Here is a 16,838-nt window from a genome sequence, read left to right as displayed (position 1 = left end):
GTCGTTAGTAGTCGTTTGTGTTGTATGGTCAAGCGACTAAGCGTATACGGTGGATGCCTTGGCAGCTGGAGGCGATGAAGGACGTAGGAGCCTGCGAAAAGTCTAGGGGAGCTGGCACACAAGCTTTGATCCTAGAATGTCCGAATGGGGAAACCCACTCCTTTTAGGAGTATCCATAACTGAATTCATAGGTTATGGAGGCGAACCCGGGGAACTGAAACATCTAAGTACCCGGAGGAAAAGAAATCAACCGAGATTCCCTTAGTAGCGGCGAGCGAACGGGGATTAGCCCTTAAGCTCTTTATGTTTTAGTGGAAGGTTCTGGAAAGTACCGCGATACAGGGTGATAGCCCCGTACACGAAAAGGCATTTAGAGTGAAATCGAGTAGGTCGGGACACGTGTTATCTTGACTGAATATGGGGGGACCATCCTCCAAGGCTAAATACTCCCAGCTGACCGATAGTGAACCAGTACCGTGAGGGAAAGGCGAAAAGAACCCCGGAGAGGGGAGTGAAATAGAACCTGAAACCGTATACGTACAAGCAGTAGGAGCCCTTCGGGGTGACTGCGTACCTTTTGTATAATGGGTCAGCGACTTATTGTCTGTAGCAAGGTTAACCGCTTAGGGGAGCCGTAGAGAAATCGAGTCTTAATAGGGCGTTTAGTTGCAGGCAATAGACCCGAAACCCGGCGATCTATCCATGGGCAGGTTGAAGGTTGAGTAACATCAACTGGAGGACCGAACCCACTAATGTTGAAAAATTAGGGGATGACCTGTGGATCGGAGTGAAAGGCTAATCAAGCCGGGAGATAGCTGGTTCTCCTCGAAAGCTATTTAGGTAGCGCCTCGCGTCTCACCCTCGGGGGTAGAGCACTGTTTGGGCTAGGGGGTCATCCCGACTTACCAACCCCATGCAAACTCCGAATACCGAGGAGTGCAATCGCGGGAGACACACGGCGGGTGCTAACGTCCGTCGTGGAAAGGGAAACAACCCAGACCGCCAGCTAAGGTCCCAAATACCAATTAAGTGGGAAACGATGTGGGAAGGCCCAGACAGCTAGGAGGTTGGCTTAGAAGCAGCCATCCTTTAAAGAAAGCGTAATAGCTCACTAGTCGAGTCGGCCTGCGCGGAAGATATACCGGGGCTAAATTGGTAACCGAAGCTGCGGATGCCTTCGGGCATGGTAGAGGAGCGTTGTGTAAGCCGTTGAAGGTGGATCGGGAGGTCTGCTGGAGGTATCACAAGTGCGAATGCTGACATGAGTAACGATAAGGGAGGTGAAAAACCTCCCCGCCGGAAGACCAAGGGTTCCTGTCCAACGCTAATCGGGACAGGGTTAGTCGGCCCCTAAGGCGAGGGCGAAAGCCGTAGTCGATGGAAAACAGGTTAATATTCCTGTACTCGCTATTGCTGCGATGGAGTGACGGAGAAGGCTAGGCCAGCATGGCGATTGGTTGTCCATGTTTAAGGTTGTAGGCTGGGGACTTAGGCAAATCCGGGTCCCTAAGGCTGAGAACTGATGACGAGTCTCTTTTAGAGACGAAGTGGTTGATGCCCTGCTTCCAGGAAAAACTTCTAAGCTTCAGGCAATAGTGAACCGTACTCTAAACCGACACAGGTGGTCAGGTAGAGAATACCAAGGCGCTTGAGAGAACTCTGGTGAAGGAACTAGGCAAAATGGTACCGTAACTTCGGGAGAAGGTACGCCGGTTTTGGTGATGGGACTTGCTCCCTAAGCTGAGGCCGGTCGAAGTGACCAGGTGGCTGCGACTGTTTATTAAAAACATAGCACTCTGCAAACACGTAAGTGGACGTATAGGGTGTGACGCCTGCCCGGTGCCGGAAGGTTAATTGATGGGGTTAGCTTCGGCGAAGCTCTTGATCGAAGCCCCGGTAAACGGCGGCCGTAACTATAACGGTCCTAAGGTAGCGAAATTCCTTGTCGGGTAAGTTCCGACCTGCACGAATGGCGTAACGATGGCCACGCTGTCTCCACCAGAGACTCAGTGAAATTGAAATCGCTGTTAAGATGCAGTGTACCCGCGGCTAGACGGAAAGACCCCGTGAACCTTTACTACAGCTTTGCACTGAACTTTGAGCCTATTTGTGTAGGATAGGTGGGAGGCTTTGAAGCAGCGACGCTAGTTGTTGTGGAGCCGTCCTTGAAATACCACCCTGGTATGTTTGAGGTTCTAACTCTGGTCCGTTATCCGGATCGAGGACAGTGTATGGTGGGTAGTTTGACTGGGGCGGTCTCCTCCCAAAGAGTAACGGAGGAGTACGAAGGTGCACTCAGCATGGTCGGAAATCATGCAATGAGCATAATGGTATAAGTGCGCTTGACTGCGAGACAGACATGTCGAGCAGGTACGAAAGTAGGTCATAGTGATCCGGCGATTCTGTATGGAAGGGTCGTCGCTCAACGGATAAAAGGTACTCCGGGGATAACAGGCTGATACCGCCCAAGAGTTCACATCGACGGCGGTGTTTGGCACCTCGATGTCGGCTCATCACATCCTGGGGCTGAAGCCGGTCCCAAGGGTATGGCTGTTCGCCATTTAAAGTGGTACGCGAGCTGGGTTTAGAACGTCGTGAGACAGTTCGGTCCCTATCTGCCGTGGGCGTTGGAGATTTGAGAAGAGTTGCTCCTAGTACGAGAGGACCGGAGTGAACGAACCTCTGGTGTTCCGGTTGTCACGCCAGTGGCATTGCCGGGTAGCTATGTTCGGACGGGATAACCGCTGAAAGCATCTAAGCGGGAAGCCTCCTTCAAGATAAGATCTCCCTGGGAACTTGATTCCCCTAAAGGGCCGTGGAAGACTACCACGTTGATAGGCTGGGTGTGGAAGCGTTGTGAGGCGTTGAGCTAACCAGTACTAATTGCCCGTGCGGCTTGACCATACAACAGAGATGGTTACTAACGACTAGCTAAGCTAGCGGATTGTGAGTTAGAGACATACGATCGCTTGCGGTGTATTACTACAGATTGTTTTACCGACTTATTTGGGGTTATCGCCGGTCAACAACATGACCGAGGCAAACAGCGATAACGCGGCAGGCCAAGCACATTGCTTATAAGACCAGCGCCAACCCAAGCCAGTTTGCCTGACGACAATAGAGTTGTGGAACCACCTGATCCCTTGCCGAACTCAGAAGTGAAACGCAACATCGCCGATGGTAGTGTGGGGCTTCCCCATGTGAGAGTAGGTCATCGTCAGGCTTCTAATCCGAAAGGGCCACCCATTGGGTGGCCCTTTTTTTATGTGTAAAAAAATACCCGTGAAGAGCCGTAAAGAAGAAAAGCAAAAACTTGGAAGTTAATGATAAAAAGAAGTTAAAAATAAAAAGAAGCAAAGATGAAACGAAGAAAAATTAAAAAAGAAAAGCTAAAAATAAAAACTAAGAAAATAATGTGACAAAGAAACCCCTTGAAAAATTTAAACAGGAAAAACCCCGCTAAAAAGTCGAACACGTTTACGCGGCTGTAAATAAAGAGTTCTCCTCGCGGCTTTCTCTCCTGAAAAAAATTGAGCGCCCAGCTATTTTTTACTGCAACCTTCCCTGGAATGGCATTCCCAAATAATTTACCGCAGTACTACTAGTAGTCTTCCCGGAAAAAATCTTCCCAATAAAGAAATTATCTCCGCTGTAAAAAAGGGCCTGACAGGGATAAAAGTGACACAAAAATACCAACGAAAAAGCCGGTGATTTTTTGTGCGCTCGCGCAATGTCACACAACTGTAAGGCTGGCAGCGGATATACCACAGTTATACACAAGTCTATCCAGCCATTCTGTTAATAACGGCCGACCTGTGGAAATCACCCTAGAATCAGTGGTGTTTTTTTACCCATTAAAAGACCCCCTATGGAAACAAAGGCCTGAAAGTGGATATCCCGGAGTTATGCACAGGTCTATCCATGGATTCTGTTAGTAACCGTCTCTTCATCCGCTTGTCATCAGTTATAAACAACTACCTGTTTAGACAGAGATGTCAGTTTTATTAAAGGTGGCACGGAAGTCTTTGTGATCGAAAGTTTGGCTTGGGTGGAATAAGAGGGAAATAAAAAAGCCCCTCTGAGTGGGGCTTTTTTATTTAGGTTGTGCTGAAGTATGCAGAAGATAGTTTGCTATGGTTCATAGGCATTTTCTGGGACCAGATCGTAATTCATTTCTTTTAGGCTCAGCTCATCAAGAGGAACCAGCTGTGCGGGAAGAGAAAAGCTACGTAGTGGCTTACCCTGGGCCCAGTCCAGGATAGTAATTGTTTCTGTTTCTTCTTGGAGCTGGTGTAGTAGGCCCTTTAGTGCGATCGCATTAGCTGAAGATAAGAAGTGATACTCATGCTCTCCCTCCAGCTGAACGAAACGGGACTCCTTATCAGCTTCTTCAATACGAAGCCATGCTGTACCTTTATCCACACCCTCTTCACCGAGAACCATAGGCCCAAGTGAGTCTTCATAGATCGAGGTTAAGTTGTTAACTATTGGAGGGCGTAATGTGCCAACCCAAACCCAACCAGAGAGACTTATACGACTTAACTGCCATTCACACAGCCAGACTGTCTGATCATCATCGATGCGAAACTCACGATACTCTCGCTGCCCAAGATAGCTGTCAAAACTAACTTCCTCGTTGGGGTTATCCCGACGGAAGCTGTGTAGCTGCTGGGTCATCTCATAATTGACTTCCCAGTGTTTTCTTAAGCGCCACTGCATAGGGTATTGACCCCACTCGACGATATATTCTTCCCGCTCGCGGATAGTTTCTACAACCCGCCAGAAGGCGCCATCAATCAAAATGCAGGTATCGCCAATTTTACAGCCTGGAGCAATGATGCTGCATTCCGGTGACGCCTCTGAAGCGCTGACAATATGTTCAGCGCGCCCTTCGATTACATCGTACCAGGGGAATCCATGGCGCAAGGGCGGAGGGAATGCGAGTGGTGGTCGACCACCGAGTAGGCGACGAAAAAGTACCGACTTCTCAATTTCCAGGTCAGAGAGAGTATAACCTTCCTGTTGGGTGATCTGGCCCCAGGCAAAGGCGGCTCGGATTAGGTGTTTTTCACGGTCTGAAAAGCTCATGGGTGCAGTCATGGGCAAACTAAAACGGAAACCTTACCACTGTGGGGAGGAGGGTGCTAATGCAATTCATTGACATGGGATGGTAAAGGACAGGTTTACTTGAGCTTAGATACACTGGGGTACTCGACAAATAGATTAGGAGAAGCTGTCGTGGTATGGATGCGGAGGTTATATTTCGGTTGTTTAGTAATGGGTTTTTTTATCGCCCATGGTGCTATGGCGGCCGAAGGAAATGGTGGGGCTGACGATTGCTATCTTGATGGATGGCAATACTCATTGCAGTGTTCTCGGATTACAGTTGGGAAAGAGGACACACAAGTTAAACTGGCCGTAATGGTTTCTCCCGCGCTGGATGAAAGCGGAGAAGAGCCTCTCTATCTACTCGCGGGGGGGCCTGGGCAGGCGGCGAGTGATCTTGCAATCCTGCTGAACAAGTTTCGTAAAATAAACCAAACGCGTGCAATCGTATTGGTGGATCGCCGCGGTGCAGGATTATCCCGCCCATTTAGCTGCGGTATTGATCGCAATACGCCAAACGAATTGGAAGTGATCTCAAAATCACTGGCAGATTGCTACCTGCAACAAACAACATTTGCCAATTCACTCAGTAGCCGCCAGACCATTGAAGACCTTGAACTGGTGCGGAAACATTTCGGCCACGAGAAGATTTCCCTGTGGGGTGGTTCCTGGGGAACACGGACAGCTTTACTTTATCAGCAGTGGTATCCGGACAGTTTAACTGCCTTGGTACTAGATGCGGTAGCACCTATAGATACAAAGGTGTTTTTAGGGGCTTCGGCTGCTGAGCATGCCTTGCAAACTTTAGTGAGAGACTGTCAATCCGATTTAGCCTGCTCCCGGTTTGGTGATTGGCGGGGAGAATTGGAACAATTGCTGATTAACTGGGATGACTCCGCTGCGAAAAAATTTCCGGATCCAGTTACGGGGAGAATATCCGAGCAACCCATGTCACTCTGGGCCTTGCAAAGCATGATCCGGGCGGCTTTGTACTCTCCCGAAGCGTCTGCGCAACTGCCATTTGCAATCACTGAAGCAGGCTCAGGTAATTACTTGCCATTGGCCGGTATAGCGGGATTTTTTTCAGATACAACAACGGGAATGTCCCTGGGCCTGACTTTCTCTGTTGCCTGCTCAGAGGAGTTACATCGAATCAGCGAGGAAGAAGTTGCTGCGGATATTGCTGGTGCTTTTATTGGCAGGGCTTTTCTTGAGTTTTTTTCTCGTGGCTGTGATGTATGGCCTGTGCCTAAAAGGCTTTATAGCAAACCTGAACCCCGTCACCATCCAGTATTGTTAATATCGGGTGAAGCGGATCCGATCACGCCGCCAATCTATGCACAAAAGGATCTTGATTATCTCTCCAATAAGCAGCACCTGGTAGTAATGGGGGGAGGACATATTAATTCCATTCGAGGTTGTATTCCTGATTTGATTGATAAATTTCTTACTTCACCTGAAGTGAAGCTGGATCAAGCTTGTGTGAAGGATATTCACAGACCGCCGTTCATGATTGGAGCTTATGGACCAGAGTTGGATCGGAGAGGCGGTTCTGATTCAAAAGGAATGGAACAGGGGGGGAGCGGCAGTGATTAGAGTTAATTCGGTTAGTAAGCAGTTTTCGGGAACCCCTGTACTGAAGAACCTGAACTTTTCTATTGCTGATGGGCAGATAACAGCCTTACTGGGTGCCAATGGTGCGGGCAAAACGACATGTCTTCGCATTATTACCGGTTTACTAAAAGCAGATAGTGGGCATGCTTATGTTGGTGGCCTGGAGGTTTCAAAGTATCCGAAGGAAATACGTCGGCAGTTAGGCGTGGTTGGAGACCGGGAGGGACTTTATGAACGTCTTACCGTAGCGGAGTATTTGTCCTTTTTCGCCAGTGCCCAAGGGTTGGCTGGAGATAAATTAGAATTTGCATTGCAATCTGTGCGAGAAGAGTTAGAGCTATCCAGCCTTTGGAATCGTCGAACAAAAGGGTTTTCTCAAGGGGAGAGAATGAAGGTGTCTCTCGCTCGGGCGCTAGTACATCGGCCCTCCCATCTGATTTTGGATGAGCCCACCCGTGGTTTAGATGTGCTTGCTGCCAGGTTACTGCGTAGAACTCTTTTAAACTTGAGGTCAGAGGGAACAGCAATTTTATTTTCGAGCCATATTATGGCTGAGGTTGTAGAGCTATCCGATACTGTTTTAATCATGGCAAATGGCGCTATTGTCGATAGTGGAACCCCGGGCGAACTCAATACACGTTCAGGTAGTAACAGCCTTGAGGATAGTTTCGTGAAGCTTGCTTATGGTCAAAGGGCAGGGAAGCGTCAGCAGGGAGAGGTAGCATGAGTATTGTCGATAATGTTTTATCACAGCAATTCCAAGCACTGGTTCTAAAGGAGCTTCTTGAAGTTTGGCGTGATCGGCGGGCTTTAATGATTGCATTGGGTTTTACCCTTTTATTTCCAGCAATAATGATTGGAAGTGGTGCCCTATCTTTTAAGGTAGTGTCCGAAACCAATTTAAATATTGCCATTGTAGGTAGTGACTATGCCCCTTTATTAGAGAATCAATTACATGGAACTGGTTTCCGGATTGATCAGTTGAGGGAGGGGATTCCACGTGAACTTCTTGAGGATAAATATGATGCTGTCCTACAAATAGGCAAAGAATTTGAGACAGACTATCGCAATCTCCTGTCTCCCAAAGTCTATTTGTATGTTGATGGTTCAAGTAAATCTGGTGGGCGAGGTATTCAGCTTATACAGGAGCGCCTGGGTACCCTACAGAAAACAATTATGCAGCAGCGTTTATCAGCACGTGGTATTGCGCCTCAGGTTCTTACTCCCTGGCAGTTACAAATAAGGGACGTTAGCACTCCGTCCAGCCGGGGGTTAGCTATTTTAGGAATTATGGTGCCAGTGCTATTGATTATGGCGTTGATGGTATGCAGCGCAGCTCCATCTATCGACACCTCTGCGGGAGAGCGGGAGCGCATGAGTATCGAAACCTTATTGCAGCAACCCTTGAATGGTTGGCAGATTATTGTGGCGAAAGTGCTCGCCGTAACCAGTATCGGTTGGTTTGGGTCACTTCTTTCGCTCGCAGTTTTAACGCTATCATTTACTCTTTTACCACTGGCAGAAATTGGAGTGCAGTTTTCTGCAGGAATAGCCGAGTTGGTGGCTATGAGTTTTTTGTTATTGCCACTGGCATTGCTGGTTGCTGTTCTCCAGATTCTTTTGGCCCTGCGCTCCCAGTCCTTTAAAGATGCACAAATCCAGCTGAGCATTTTGCAGGGATTACCTGTCGCATTGCTGATGATAGTAAATCTATCTGACATTAAATTGGACTCACCCGCTTGGCAACTGACCCCCTTAATCGGGCAGCAACAATGGCTCAGCCTGTTAATGGCAGGTGAGGCGATACCTGTACCCTTGGCTCTTGCTGGCTCCTTGGTCACCCTATCTTTGGTTGGGCTGTGTATATTAGTAGGTGCACGTGCTTTGAGTCGTGAGAGCCTGCTTGGGGCTACCTAGCTGATGAATTGAGAGTTGTATTGGCATGAATGACTTCCGCGAGGGGCTGCTGAGTATTAATTTGCAGTCAATTGCTGATAACTATCTAGATCTGACCGAGAAGTTGGCTGGTGGCGCCCGCTGTGGCGCTGTGGTCAAGGCGGATGCCTATGGCCTAGGTATGACCCAGGTAGCGCCGACCCTCTACCGGCAAGGCTGCCGGGACTTCTTTGTTGCAACCCAAGCGGAAGGGGAGCGTCTTCGTAGAGAGCTGGGGGACGAGGTCCGCATCGTTATTCTAACCGGGGTGCGAAATGGGGCAGAATTAGAGTGTGCCCATGCAGGGTTGATGCCAACACTGTTTACCCTGGAGCAATTGCGCAATTGGGTCGAAATATGTGCTCGCGCGGAATTAGTGGCTCCCTGTGCGGTAAAAGTGGATTCGGGTATGACCCGCCTGGGTCTCAGCGAGGAGGAGTTTGAACTACTACTGGGGGACCGGCAATTACTTGGCTCCGCGGATATACGCATCCTTCTCAGCCATCTGGCTTGTGCGGATGAGCCGCTCCATCCACAAAATAGCTTTCAATTGCGCAGTTTTAAAGAAGCTGGTGAGAGGCTGCGTTCACTGTGTCCCGAGGTGCAGCTGAGCCTCGCTAATTCCTCAGGCATTTTCCTCGGTGAGGATTATCACTTTGATATTGCCCGCCCCGGATCTGCTCTCTACGGGATTAACCCGGTTCCCGGTACTCCCAATCCAATGAGGCCCACAGTAGCACTCAGTCTACCGATAGTGCAAAAGCGTTTTGTCAGTCGCGAACAGTCTGTTGGTTATGGAGCGACCCAACAGGCTGCAGCAGGAAGCTGGCTGGCAGTGGCTCGGGGTGGCTATGCAGACGGTATAATCCGGGCTCAGGGTGGCCGGGGTCGCGGCTGGGCCTGCGGTCGCCATCTACCGATAATCGGTCGTATATCTATGGATTCCACTACTTTCGATATCTCTGCGTTATCCGACCAAGACCGGGAATCTCTGCAGTCCATAGATGTTCTCAATAAAGAGCTAACGGTGGATGAGGTGGCAGAATACGCTGGCACTATTGGTTATGAGGTGTTGACCAGCCTCGGACATCGTTATTTTCGTCGCTATATAAAAAGTTGATCACCTTGCAAGACACTATCGCAAAAAGCTCACTGGAACAGTTACGCCCGGTATTGGAATTACTGGCTGATGGTAATCTGCATTCTGGGGAATCTCTCGGTGCAGCCCTTGGAGTAAGCCGCGCTGCAGTGTGGAAGCAATTAAAGAAACTTGAGCATTACGGATTGGCTCTCGAATCGGTTAAAGGGAGGGGTTACCGTTTGCCTGGAGGGTTGGAGTTGCTCTCTTCGGACAAGATTTACGAGGGGCTTGGGGATAATTCCAATGCTCTTTTACGCGAGCTGATTTTATTTGACGAGGTGGGCTCGACGAATACACAGCTCTTAACTCGCATGGAGCAGGGTAGTGGGCATGCTATTGCCATGCTTGCAGAAAGACAGAGTGCTGGTCGAGGGCGTCGCGGTCGAGGCTGGATCAGCCCTTATGGGGTTGGGGTGAGTTTGTCTGTCGGCTGGGAGTTCAGCGGCGGAGTGCAAAGCCTGGAGGGACTGAGCCTCGCGGTAGGGGTGGCGTTGGCGCGGGCATTAGAACGTTTTTCGGTACCGGATATCCGCTTGAAATGGCCCAATGATATCTGGTGCCGTGGCCGGAAGCTTGCAGGGGTTTTGCTTGAGCTCAAGGGGGATCTGACCGATCGCTGTGCTGTGGTTATCGGCATAGGGCTGAATAGTGGCCTGCGCATTGAAACCGCCACTGAAATTGATCAGCCTTGGGCGGATTTGCAGCAGATTTGCCCGGGGATACCGCGTAACCATTTAGTGGCTGCGATATTGGATGAGCTGTTACCGTTATTGCACGAATATCCACAAAGAGGATTTAGTGCTTACCGGGATGCCTGGACCAAGCTGGATCAATTTGCCGGCCAACCGGTCACACTGCAGGCCGGTTCTCAGGTTTGGGCCGGTATCGCCGCCGGGGTAGATGACAAAGGTGCCTTAATTTTAGATATGGATGGAGAGCTGAAACACTTTCATGGAGGGGAAATCTCTTTGCGGGGGCAGGTTTGATTCTGGAACTGGATATTGGTAATACCCGTGGCAAATGGCGCCTGTTAAACGAAGGGCAGGTAGATATGCGCGGGCATTTTGGTACCTCCGACTTGCGTGAAGGTCGTATGCCGGACGGCTGGGATAAGCTGGGCCTGGAGTTGCAGCCCAAGCGGGTTCGCGTGGTAAATGTTGCGGGCCCCGTAGTCGCTGAGTCGTTGTCAGAGCATGTAAGATCCTTGTTTTCTCTGGATGTGGAGTTCTCACAGGTACTCGAAGAATGTGCCGGAGTTACCTGTGGCTATGACAACCACCAGGTGTTAGGTACTGATCGATGGCTGGCGATGCTTGCCGCATATGGCCGGGACCAGAGTGCAGCACTAATTGTGGACTGTGGCAGCGCGGTTACCCTAGATTTGATAGACAATAACGGAGGTCACCTTGGTGGGTATATCGTACCCGGTATAGGTTTAATGCAGCGCTCTCTGCGGCTGGATACTCATGCGGCCAAGAGTGCGCAGGCGTTTACATTGACGACATCGTTAAGTGCTGGGCGCAATACCGATGAGGCCATTAATCGCGGACTATTTCTAATGGTGCTTGGGGCAATCGATCGGGCACTTGATCAACTGCGAAATTATACTGGTGGGGAGCCGTTACTGTGGCTTACCGGTGGAGATGGGGCGCTACTGTCCTCTCTCTATCAAAGTGAGCATCACTTGGTGCCGGAGTTGGTACTGGATGGCTTGGCGTTGAGTAATCCCTAAATATAAAGACTGTTATGCGTTGGATCGCTCTCTTCTTACTGATACTTAATCTGGGGGTGTTTGCCTGGTTTATGGCGGCATCCCCAGCTAATGATGGCACCGTCAGTGTTGTCAGCCCAGGTCGGGGCACTGAAATCCAGGAAATTGTCTTGGTTAGTGAAATATCGCCAGAACAGCTGCCCCCAGTGGAAGAGGAGACGGCCCCGTTAGCCACTGAGGTCTCTGGAGAGCAATTGTGTACCTTGATCGGGCCTTTTCCCGAAGAATATCTGGGGAAGGATATAGTGGAGCGTCTCTCCGCCCTCCAGGTTTCTGCCAGTCTTCGCGAAATTCAAATGCAAGGGCAGATGCGTTACTGGGTTTTTTTACCGCCGCTGAACTCTCGTAGAGAGGCATTCAACCGTTTGCGTGAACTGCAGGCCCAGGGTATCGATAGCTATGTAATCCCCAAGGGTGCTCTTGCCGACGGTATATCATTTGGTATTTTCAGTGAACGCGAACGCGCAGAAGGTCTTGCTGAAGAGCTGGCGGAAAAGGGAATTGGGGCGCAGTTCCGTGAAGAGCCTCAGACTCATATGGAGCGTTGGATTATATTGGCACCTGGGCAGGCTGAACGTTTGGCTGGAGAATTCTGGCAACATCTGCAGGAAGAGCACCCCAAGCTGGATCGGCGCAGAAATCTTTGTTCAGAAGTGGCGAGCTGAAAGGCTCTCGACTATAGGTCTTAATCCTCACGGCTTGATATTTAGCGGCTGAATTTTTCTCTATGAGGCAAATGGCGACACAAAAAATTCCGATTTATCTGTAAAAAGGGTGTTGCTTGTCAGGATAACTTCCCCTAGAATCCCGCCTCCATTGACGAGGCTGACCAATCAACTTCGCCAATGAATGGGATAGTGCTGGCGTAGCTCAGTTGGTAGAGCAGCTGACTTGTAATCAGCCGGTCGGGGGTTCGACTCCTCTCGCCAGCTCCATTTTATCCCAGCATTGTTCAACATTAAATTTCGCAGGTAAGTCTGTGAAATTTAAAGAAAAAAATGTTGACAGTGCAGCGGAAGGTGTAGAGAATGCACCCCGCATTGAGGCAGGGGTTCCCGAGTGGCCAAAGGGATCAGACTGTAAATCTGACGCGAAAGCTTCGGTGGTTCGAATCCACCCCCCTGCACCATTTTTTACACCGTAAGGTGTTGCCGGCGAAACGGATTGTTTCGTTTGGAGGCTCCCGCAAGCGGGCATAGTTCAATGGTAGAACCTCAGCCTTCCAAGCTGATGATGCGGGTTCGATTCCCGCTGCCCGCTCCAGTTATGGGTTCAGCTGGAATACCCTCCGGATTGGCAAGCCTTGTGGTCGCCTGGTTTGGCGAGATATTTGCTCATGTAGCTCAGGGGTAGAGCACACCCTTGGTAAGGGTGAGGTCGGCGGTTCAAATCCGCCCATGAGCTCCATTTTTAATAGCCGCGAGGGTGAGAGCTCTTGCGGTTGTTTGTGTCCGGGGTCGGGGTTTTCCGGGTCGGATGCGCATGTTCTGGACATGGGTGGGATCGTTAACGGCTCACCTATATTAGGAGGCTGCAATGGCAAAAGAAAAGTTTGAACGTTCCAAGCCCCACGTGAACGTGGGCACCATCGGTCACGTTGACCACGGTAAAACCACCCTGACCGCTGCTCTGACCCGCGTATGTGCGGAAGTATGGGGCGGTGACGCTGTAGCTTTCGACGGTATCGACAATGCACCGGAAGAGCGTGAGCGCGGTATCACCATCGCTACCTCTCACGTTGAGTACGAGTCCCCGACTCGCCACTACGCGCACGTAGACTGCCCGGGACACGCCGACTACGTTAAGAACATGATCACCGGTGCTGCTCAGATGGACGGCGCTATCCTGGTATGTTCCGCAGCTGACGGCCCCATGCCGCAGACTCGTGAGCACATCCTGCTTTCCCGTCAGGTAGGTGTACCTTACATCGTTGTATTCCTGAACAAAGCGGACATGGTAGACGACGAAGAGCTGCTCGAGCTGGTAGAGATGGAAGTTCGCGAACTTCTGGACCAGTACGAGTTCCCGGGTGACGACACTCCGATCATCGTTGGTTCTGCTCTGATGGCCCTGAACGGCGAAGACGACAACGAAATGGGTACCACCGCTGTTAAGAAGCTGGTTGAAACCCTGGACGAGTACATTCCTGAGCCGGAGCGCGCTGTAGACCTGCCGTTCCTGATGCCGATCGAAGACGTATTCTCCATCTCCGGTCGTGGTACCGTGGTAACCGGTCGTGTAGAGCGCGGTGTAATCCACACTGGCGACGAGATCGAGATCGTTGGTATCAAAGAGACCACCACTACCACCTGTACTGGTGTTGAGATGTTCCGCAAGCTGCTCGACGAAGGTCGTGCAGGTGAGAACATCGGCGCGCTGCTGCGCGGCACCAAGCGTGACGAAGTGGAGCGTGGTCAGGTACTGGCTAAGCCAGGTTCTATCACTCCGCACACCAAGTTCGAAGCGGAAGTGTACGTACTGTCCAAGGACGAAGGTGGTCGTCACACCCCGTTCTTTAAAGGCTACCGTCCTCAGTTCTACTTCCGTACTACCGACGTAACTGGTGCGGTAGAGCTGCCGGAAGGTACTGAAATGGTAATGCCGGGCGACAACATTCAAATGGTTGTTACCCTGATCGCTCCGATCGCCATGGAAGACGGCCTGCGTTTCGCTATTCGCGAAGGTGGTCGTACCGTAGGTGCGGGCGTTGTTGCTAAGATCATTGAGTAATCTTTGATCTTCGTGCCGCCGAGGTTCCTTGGCGGTGCACCAGATGAGAGGGCAGGCTATAGTCCTCTCCATCTTCGAGTGTTAAAGCACTCGTGATGTACAGGCCAGTAGTTCAATTGGTAGAGCACCGGTCTCCAAAACCGGCTGTTGGGGGTTCGAGTCCCTCCTGGCCTGCCATTTTCAATCACTCCGCTTAGGATAAGCTTAGGGGTGTCGCGAAACCCTGCTTATGAGTGGGGCTTTTGTGTTTTTGAGCACTAGGGGCTTATCTGTAGTGCGCTAAGGGCTTCATATATGAATGCTAAAGCAGAAGCGAAAACCTTTCGTCTTGACGGCCTAAAGTGGCTGCTGATAGTGCTGTTGGTTGGCGGTGCTGTCGCGGGCAACTCTTATTATGCCGAATTCCCCTTGATCTACCGCGTGTTGGCAGTTACTGCCATCTGCTTGGTCGCTCTGGTTGTGGCAGTAAATACCGCCAAAGGCAATGCTCTCTGGCAACTGTTGCGCGAGGCGCAAACCGAGGTCAGGCGCGTGGTTTGGCCGACCCGCCAAGAGGCAACCCAGACCACAGTGATTGTGGTGGTTTTTGTATTGATTATGGCGTTAATTCTCTGGGCGCTGGACTCCGCATTAGGTTGGGCGGCATCCAAACTCATCGGCTAAAGGTTGATACATGTCAAAGCATTGGTATGTGGTCCAGGCTTACTCGGGATATGAGAAGCGTGTTGCCAGCTCCCTAAAAGAGCGAATTGAGCTGCACGAAATGGATCACCTGTTTGGTGAAGTGCTGGTTCCCACCGAAGAAGTGGTGGAGATGCGAGCAGGACAGAAGCGTAAAAGTGAGCGTAAGTTCTTCCCCGGCTATGTTCTGGTGGAAATGGAACTGAATGATGACACCTGGCACCTGGTAAAAGAAACTCCACGTGTGCTCGGTTTTATCGGTGGTAAGGCGGATAGGCCGGCGCCTATTACCGATCGAGAGGCGCAGGCTATCCTGAATCGCATTGATGATTCTGTCGATAAGCCGAAGCCCAAAACACTGTTTGAGCCTGGCGAAATGGTTCGGGTTATCGACGGTCCGTTTAATGATTTCAATGGTGTGGTTGAAGAAGTTAACTACGAGAAGAGCCGCTTGCGCGTAGCAGTGTTGATTTTCGGACGCTCCACCCCGGTTGAGCTGGAATTTAGCCAGGTAGAAAAGACCTGATTCCAGTATATTTTTTTGCCCTCTTTCGCCGCGAGGTGGAAGGGGGTTTTCGCGTCCCCGAAAAATAAGTTTTATTTTTGGGGTTTTGGGGAGCCGGTTCCTTTGATCATAGTGGTTAGTTGGAATGGGCGTTACCACCCATCTAGAGGAGAGCTGTAATGGCTAAGAAAGTAGAAGCTTATATCAAGCTACAAGTTAAGGCCGGTCAGGCCAATCCAAGTCCACCCGTAGGTCCTGCACTGGGTCAGCACGGCGTGAACATCATGGAATTCTGTAAGGCGTTCAATGCCCAGACCCAGAGCCTCGAGCCAGGTCTGCCAGTGCCGGTTGTGATCTCTGTTTACAGTGATCGCTCCTTCACCTTCATTATGAAATCTCCGCCTGCCGCGGTCCTGCTGCGCAAGGCTGCCAAGATCAAGAGCGGTTCCGGTCGTCCTAATACCGACAAGGTGGGCAAGGTTACCCGTGCTCAGCTGGAAGAGATCGTGGAAATGAAGAAAGCCGACCTGACTGCATCCGACATGGACGCGGCCGTGCGCACCATCGCCGGTTCCGCACGCAGTGCCGGTATCGAAGTGGAGGGTCTCTAAGTGGCTAAATTGAGCAAGCGTCAGCGCGCTATCGCTGAGAAAGTGGAAGCTGGCAAGGCTTATGGCATTGAAGAAGCTGTTGCCCTGCTGAAAGAGCTGTCCAACGTTAAGTTTGCAGAGACTGTAGACGCCTCTGTAAACCTGGGCATCGACCCGCGTAAATCCGACCAGGCTGTTCGTGGTGCGACCACTCTGCCGCACGGTACCGGTAAAGAAGTTCGCGTAGCTGTTTTCACCCAGGGTGCAAATGCTGACGCCGCTAAGGAAGCGGGCGCTGACCTGATCGGTATGGATGAGCTGGCTGCCGATGTTAAAGCCGGCAAGATGGACTTCGACGTAGTAATCGCTTCTCCGGATGCGATGCGCGTAGTTGGCCAGCTGGGTCAAATCCTCGGCCCGCGTGGCCTGATGCCGAACCCAAAGACTGGCACTGTAACTCCAGACGTTGCCACTGCTGTTAAGAATGCCAAAGCTGGTCAGGTGCGTTTCCGCGCTGACAAAGGCGGCATCATCCACGGCGGTATCGGCAAGGTAGCTTTCGATGCAAATGCACTGAAAGAAAACCTGGAAGCCCTGGTTGCCGACCTGAAGAAAGCCAAGCCGGCTTCCGCTAAGGGCGTGTACCTGAAGAAGATCACCTTGAGCACCACTATGGGCCCGGGCCTGGTTATCGACCAGTCTTCTCTGACCATCTAATTATGGCAGTGCAGCCCTCTGGGGCTGTATGCCGAAATGAACTTTGGG

The 16,838-nt window shown here is 50.9% G+C and carries 13 protein-coding genes, 5 tRNA genes and 2 rRNA genes; 19 read left to right on the top strand and 1 reads right to left on the bottom strand.

Features of this window, described 5'->3' with window-relative positions; all coding sequences use genetic code 11:
* Nucleotides 1–26 precede the first annotated feature (26 nt).
* A 23S ribosomal RNA gene (locus ACJJIP_RS18410) occupies nucleotides 27–2,904 on the top strand.
* Between the two features lie 203 nt (nucleotides 2,905–3,107).
* Nucleotides 3,108–3,223 (top strand): 5S ribosomal RNA (gene rrf / locus ACJJIP_RS18405).
* 908 nt (nucleotides 3,224–4,131) lie between these two features.
* Here the strand turns inward: rrf and ACJJIP_RS18400 are convergent.
* A complete protein-coding gene (locus ACJJIP_RS18400; RefSeq protein ID WP_444945758.1) occupies nucleotides 4,132–5,088 on the bottom strand; it encodes a hypothetical protein in 957 nt (318 codons plus the stop codon).
* Nucleotides 5,089–5,277: 189 nt separating this feature from the next.
* On the opposite strand from ACJJIP_RS18400, the gene ACJJIP_RS18395 reads away from it, so the two are divergent.
* The 17 genes from ACJJIP_RS18395 to rplA all read left to right on the top strand — a co-directional run bounded on the left by ACJJIP_RS18395 (nucleotide 5,278) and on the right by rplA (nucleotide 16,790).
* Nucleotides 5,278–6,702: an alpha/beta hydrolase gene (locus ACJJIP_RS18395; protein ID WP_444945757.1), complete on the top strand. Its 1,425-nt coding sequence runs from the start codon at nucleotides 5,278–5,280 to the stop codon at nucleotides 6,700–6,702.
* A complete protein-coding gene (locus ACJJIP_RS18390; protein ID WP_444945756.1) occupies nucleotides 6,695–7,447 on the top strand; it encodes an ABC transporter ATP-binding protein in 753 nt (250 codons plus the stop codon). Before ACJJIP_RS18395 ends, ACJJIP_RS18390 begins: the two co-directional genes overlap by 8 nt.
* Nucleotides 7,444–8,637: an ABC transporter permease gene (locus ACJJIP_RS18385; RefSeq protein WP_353377276.1), complete on the top strand. Its 1,194-nt coding sequence runs from the start codon at nucleotides 7,444–7,446 to the stop codon at nucleotides 8,635–8,637. The genes ACJJIP_RS18390 and ACJJIP_RS18385 overlap by 4 nt, the downstream gene beginning before the upstream one ends.
* A gap of 25 nt (nucleotides 8,638–8,662) precedes the next feature.
* Nucleotides 8,663–9,775, top strand: a complete 1,113-nt coding sequence (gene alr, locus ACJJIP_RS18380) for an alanine racemase (RefSeq protein ID WP_353377275.1) — start codon at nucleotides 8,663–8,665, stop codon at nucleotides 9,773–9,775.
* 5 nt (nucleotides 9,776–9,780) lie between these two features.
* Entirely contained in the window at nucleotides 9,781–10,782 is a 1,002-nt protein-coding gene (birA, locus tag ACJJIP_RS18375) for a bifunctional biotin--[acetyl-CoA-carboxylase] ligase/biotin operon repressor BirA (protein WP_245556634.1), read from the top strand.
* Nucleotides 10,779–11,528: a type III pantothenate kinase gene (locus tag ACJJIP_RS18370; RefSeq protein WP_444945755.1), complete on the top strand. Its 750-nt coding sequence runs from the start codon at nucleotides 10,779–10,781 to the stop codon at nucleotides 11,526–11,528. The genes birA and ACJJIP_RS18370 overlap by 4 nt, the downstream gene beginning before the upstream one ends.
* A gap of 14 nt (nucleotides 11,529–11,542) precedes the next feature.
* Nucleotides 11,543–12,232 carry an SPOR domain-containing protein gene (locus tag ACJJIP_RS18365; RefSeq protein ID WP_020411100.1) on the top strand — a complete coding sequence of 230 codons (690 nt, stop codon included), beginning with the start codon at nucleotides 11,543–11,545 and terminating at the stop codon, nucleotides 12,230–12,232.
* 194 nt (nucleotides 12,233–12,426) lie between these two features.
* Nucleotides 12,427–12,502, top strand: a tRNA-Thr gene (locus tag ACJJIP_RS18360).
* A gap of 110 nt (nucleotides 12,503–12,612) precedes the next feature.
* A tRNA-Tyr gene (locus ACJJIP_RS18355) sits at nucleotides 12,613–12,696 on the top strand.
* Nucleotides 12,697–12,756: 60 nt separating this feature from the next.
* Nucleotides 12,757–12,830, top strand: a tRNA-Gly gene (locus ACJJIP_RS18350).
* A gap of 69 nt (nucleotides 12,831–12,899) precedes the next feature.
* Nucleotides 12,900–12,974: transfer RNA gene (locus ACJJIP_RS18345), tRNA-Thr, on the top strand.
* A 129-nt stretch (nucleotides 12,975–13,103) separates the two neighbouring features.
* A complete protein-coding gene (tuf, locus tag ACJJIP_RS18340; RefSeq protein WP_020411101.1) occupies nucleotides 13,104–14,297 on the top strand; it encodes an elongation factor Tu in 1,194 nt (397 codons plus the stop codon).
* 101 nt (nucleotides 14,298–14,398) lie between these two features.
* Nucleotides 14,399–14,474, top strand: a tRNA-Trp gene (locus ACJJIP_RS18335).
* A 117-nt stretch (nucleotides 14,475–14,591) separates the two neighbouring features.
* A complete protein-coding gene (gene secE / locus ACJJIP_RS18330) occupies nucleotides 14,592–14,960 on the top strand; it encodes a preprotein translocase subunit SecE (protein ID WP_020411128.1) in 369 nt (122 codons plus the stop codon).
* A gap of 10 nt (nucleotides 14,961–14,970) precedes the next feature.
* Entirely contained in the window at nucleotides 14,971–15,504 is a 534-nt protein-coding gene (gene nusG / locus ACJJIP_RS18325; protein WP_026304859.1) for a transcription termination/antitermination protein NusG, read from the top strand.
* A gap of 158 nt (nucleotides 15,505–15,662) precedes the next feature.
* Nucleotides 15,663–16,094 carry a 50S ribosomal protein L11 gene (gene rplK, locus ACJJIP_RS18320; RefSeq protein ID WP_020411126.1) on the top strand — a complete coding sequence of 144 codons (432 nt, stop codon included), beginning with the start codon at nucleotides 15,663–15,665 and terminating at the stop codon, nucleotides 16,092–16,094.
* Entirely contained in the window at nucleotides 16,095–16,790 is a 696-nt protein-coding gene (gene rplA / locus ACJJIP_RS18315; protein ID WP_020411125.1) for a 50S ribosomal protein L1, read from the top strand.
* Nucleotides 16,791–16,838: the final 48 nt, after the last annotated feature.

Source organism: Microbulbifer variabilis (genome assembly GCF_052467165.1).
The sequence above is the reverse complement of the archived record's forward strand: the minus strand, read 5'-3'. Positions and strand labels throughout refer to the sequence as shown.

Bases quoted from the DNA above. Each gene is read 5' to 3' on its own strand.
- ACJJIP_RS18365 (WP_020411100.1), top strand. From the start codon at position 11,543: ATGCGTTGGATCGCTCTCTTCTTACTGATACTTAATCTGGGGGTGTTT.
- ACJJIP_RS18385 (WP_353377276.1), top strand. From the start codon at position 7,444: ATGAGTATTGTCGATAATGTTTTATCACAGCAATTCCAAGCACTGGTT.
- tuf (WP_020411101.1), top strand. From the start codon at position 13,104: ATGGCAAAAGAAAAGTTTGAACGTTCCAAGCCCCACGTGAACGTGGGC.
- ACJJIP_RS18395 (WP_444945757.1), top strand. From the start codon at position 5,278: ATGGGTTTTTTTATCGCCCATGGTGCTATGGCGGCCGAAGGAAATGGT.
- ACJJIP_RS18400 (WP_444945758.1), bottom strand. From the start codon at position 5,088: ATGAGCTTTTCAGACCGTGAAAAACACCTAATCCGAGCCGCCTTTGCC.
- alr (WP_353377275.1), top strand. From the start codon at position 8,663: ATGAATGACTTCCGCGAGGGGCTGCTGAGTATTAATTTGCAGTCAATT.
- rplK (WP_020411126.1), top strand. From the start codon at position 15,663: ATGGCTAAGAAAGTAGAAGCTTATATCAAGCTACAAGTTAAGGCCGGT.
- secE (WP_020411128.1), top strand. From the start codon at position 14,592: ATGAATGCTAAAGCAGAAGCGAAAACCTTTCGTCTTGACGGCCTAAAG.
- nusG (WP_026304859.1), top strand. From the start codon at position 14,971: ATGTCAAAGCATTGGTATGTGGTCCAGGCTTACTCGGGATATGAGAAG.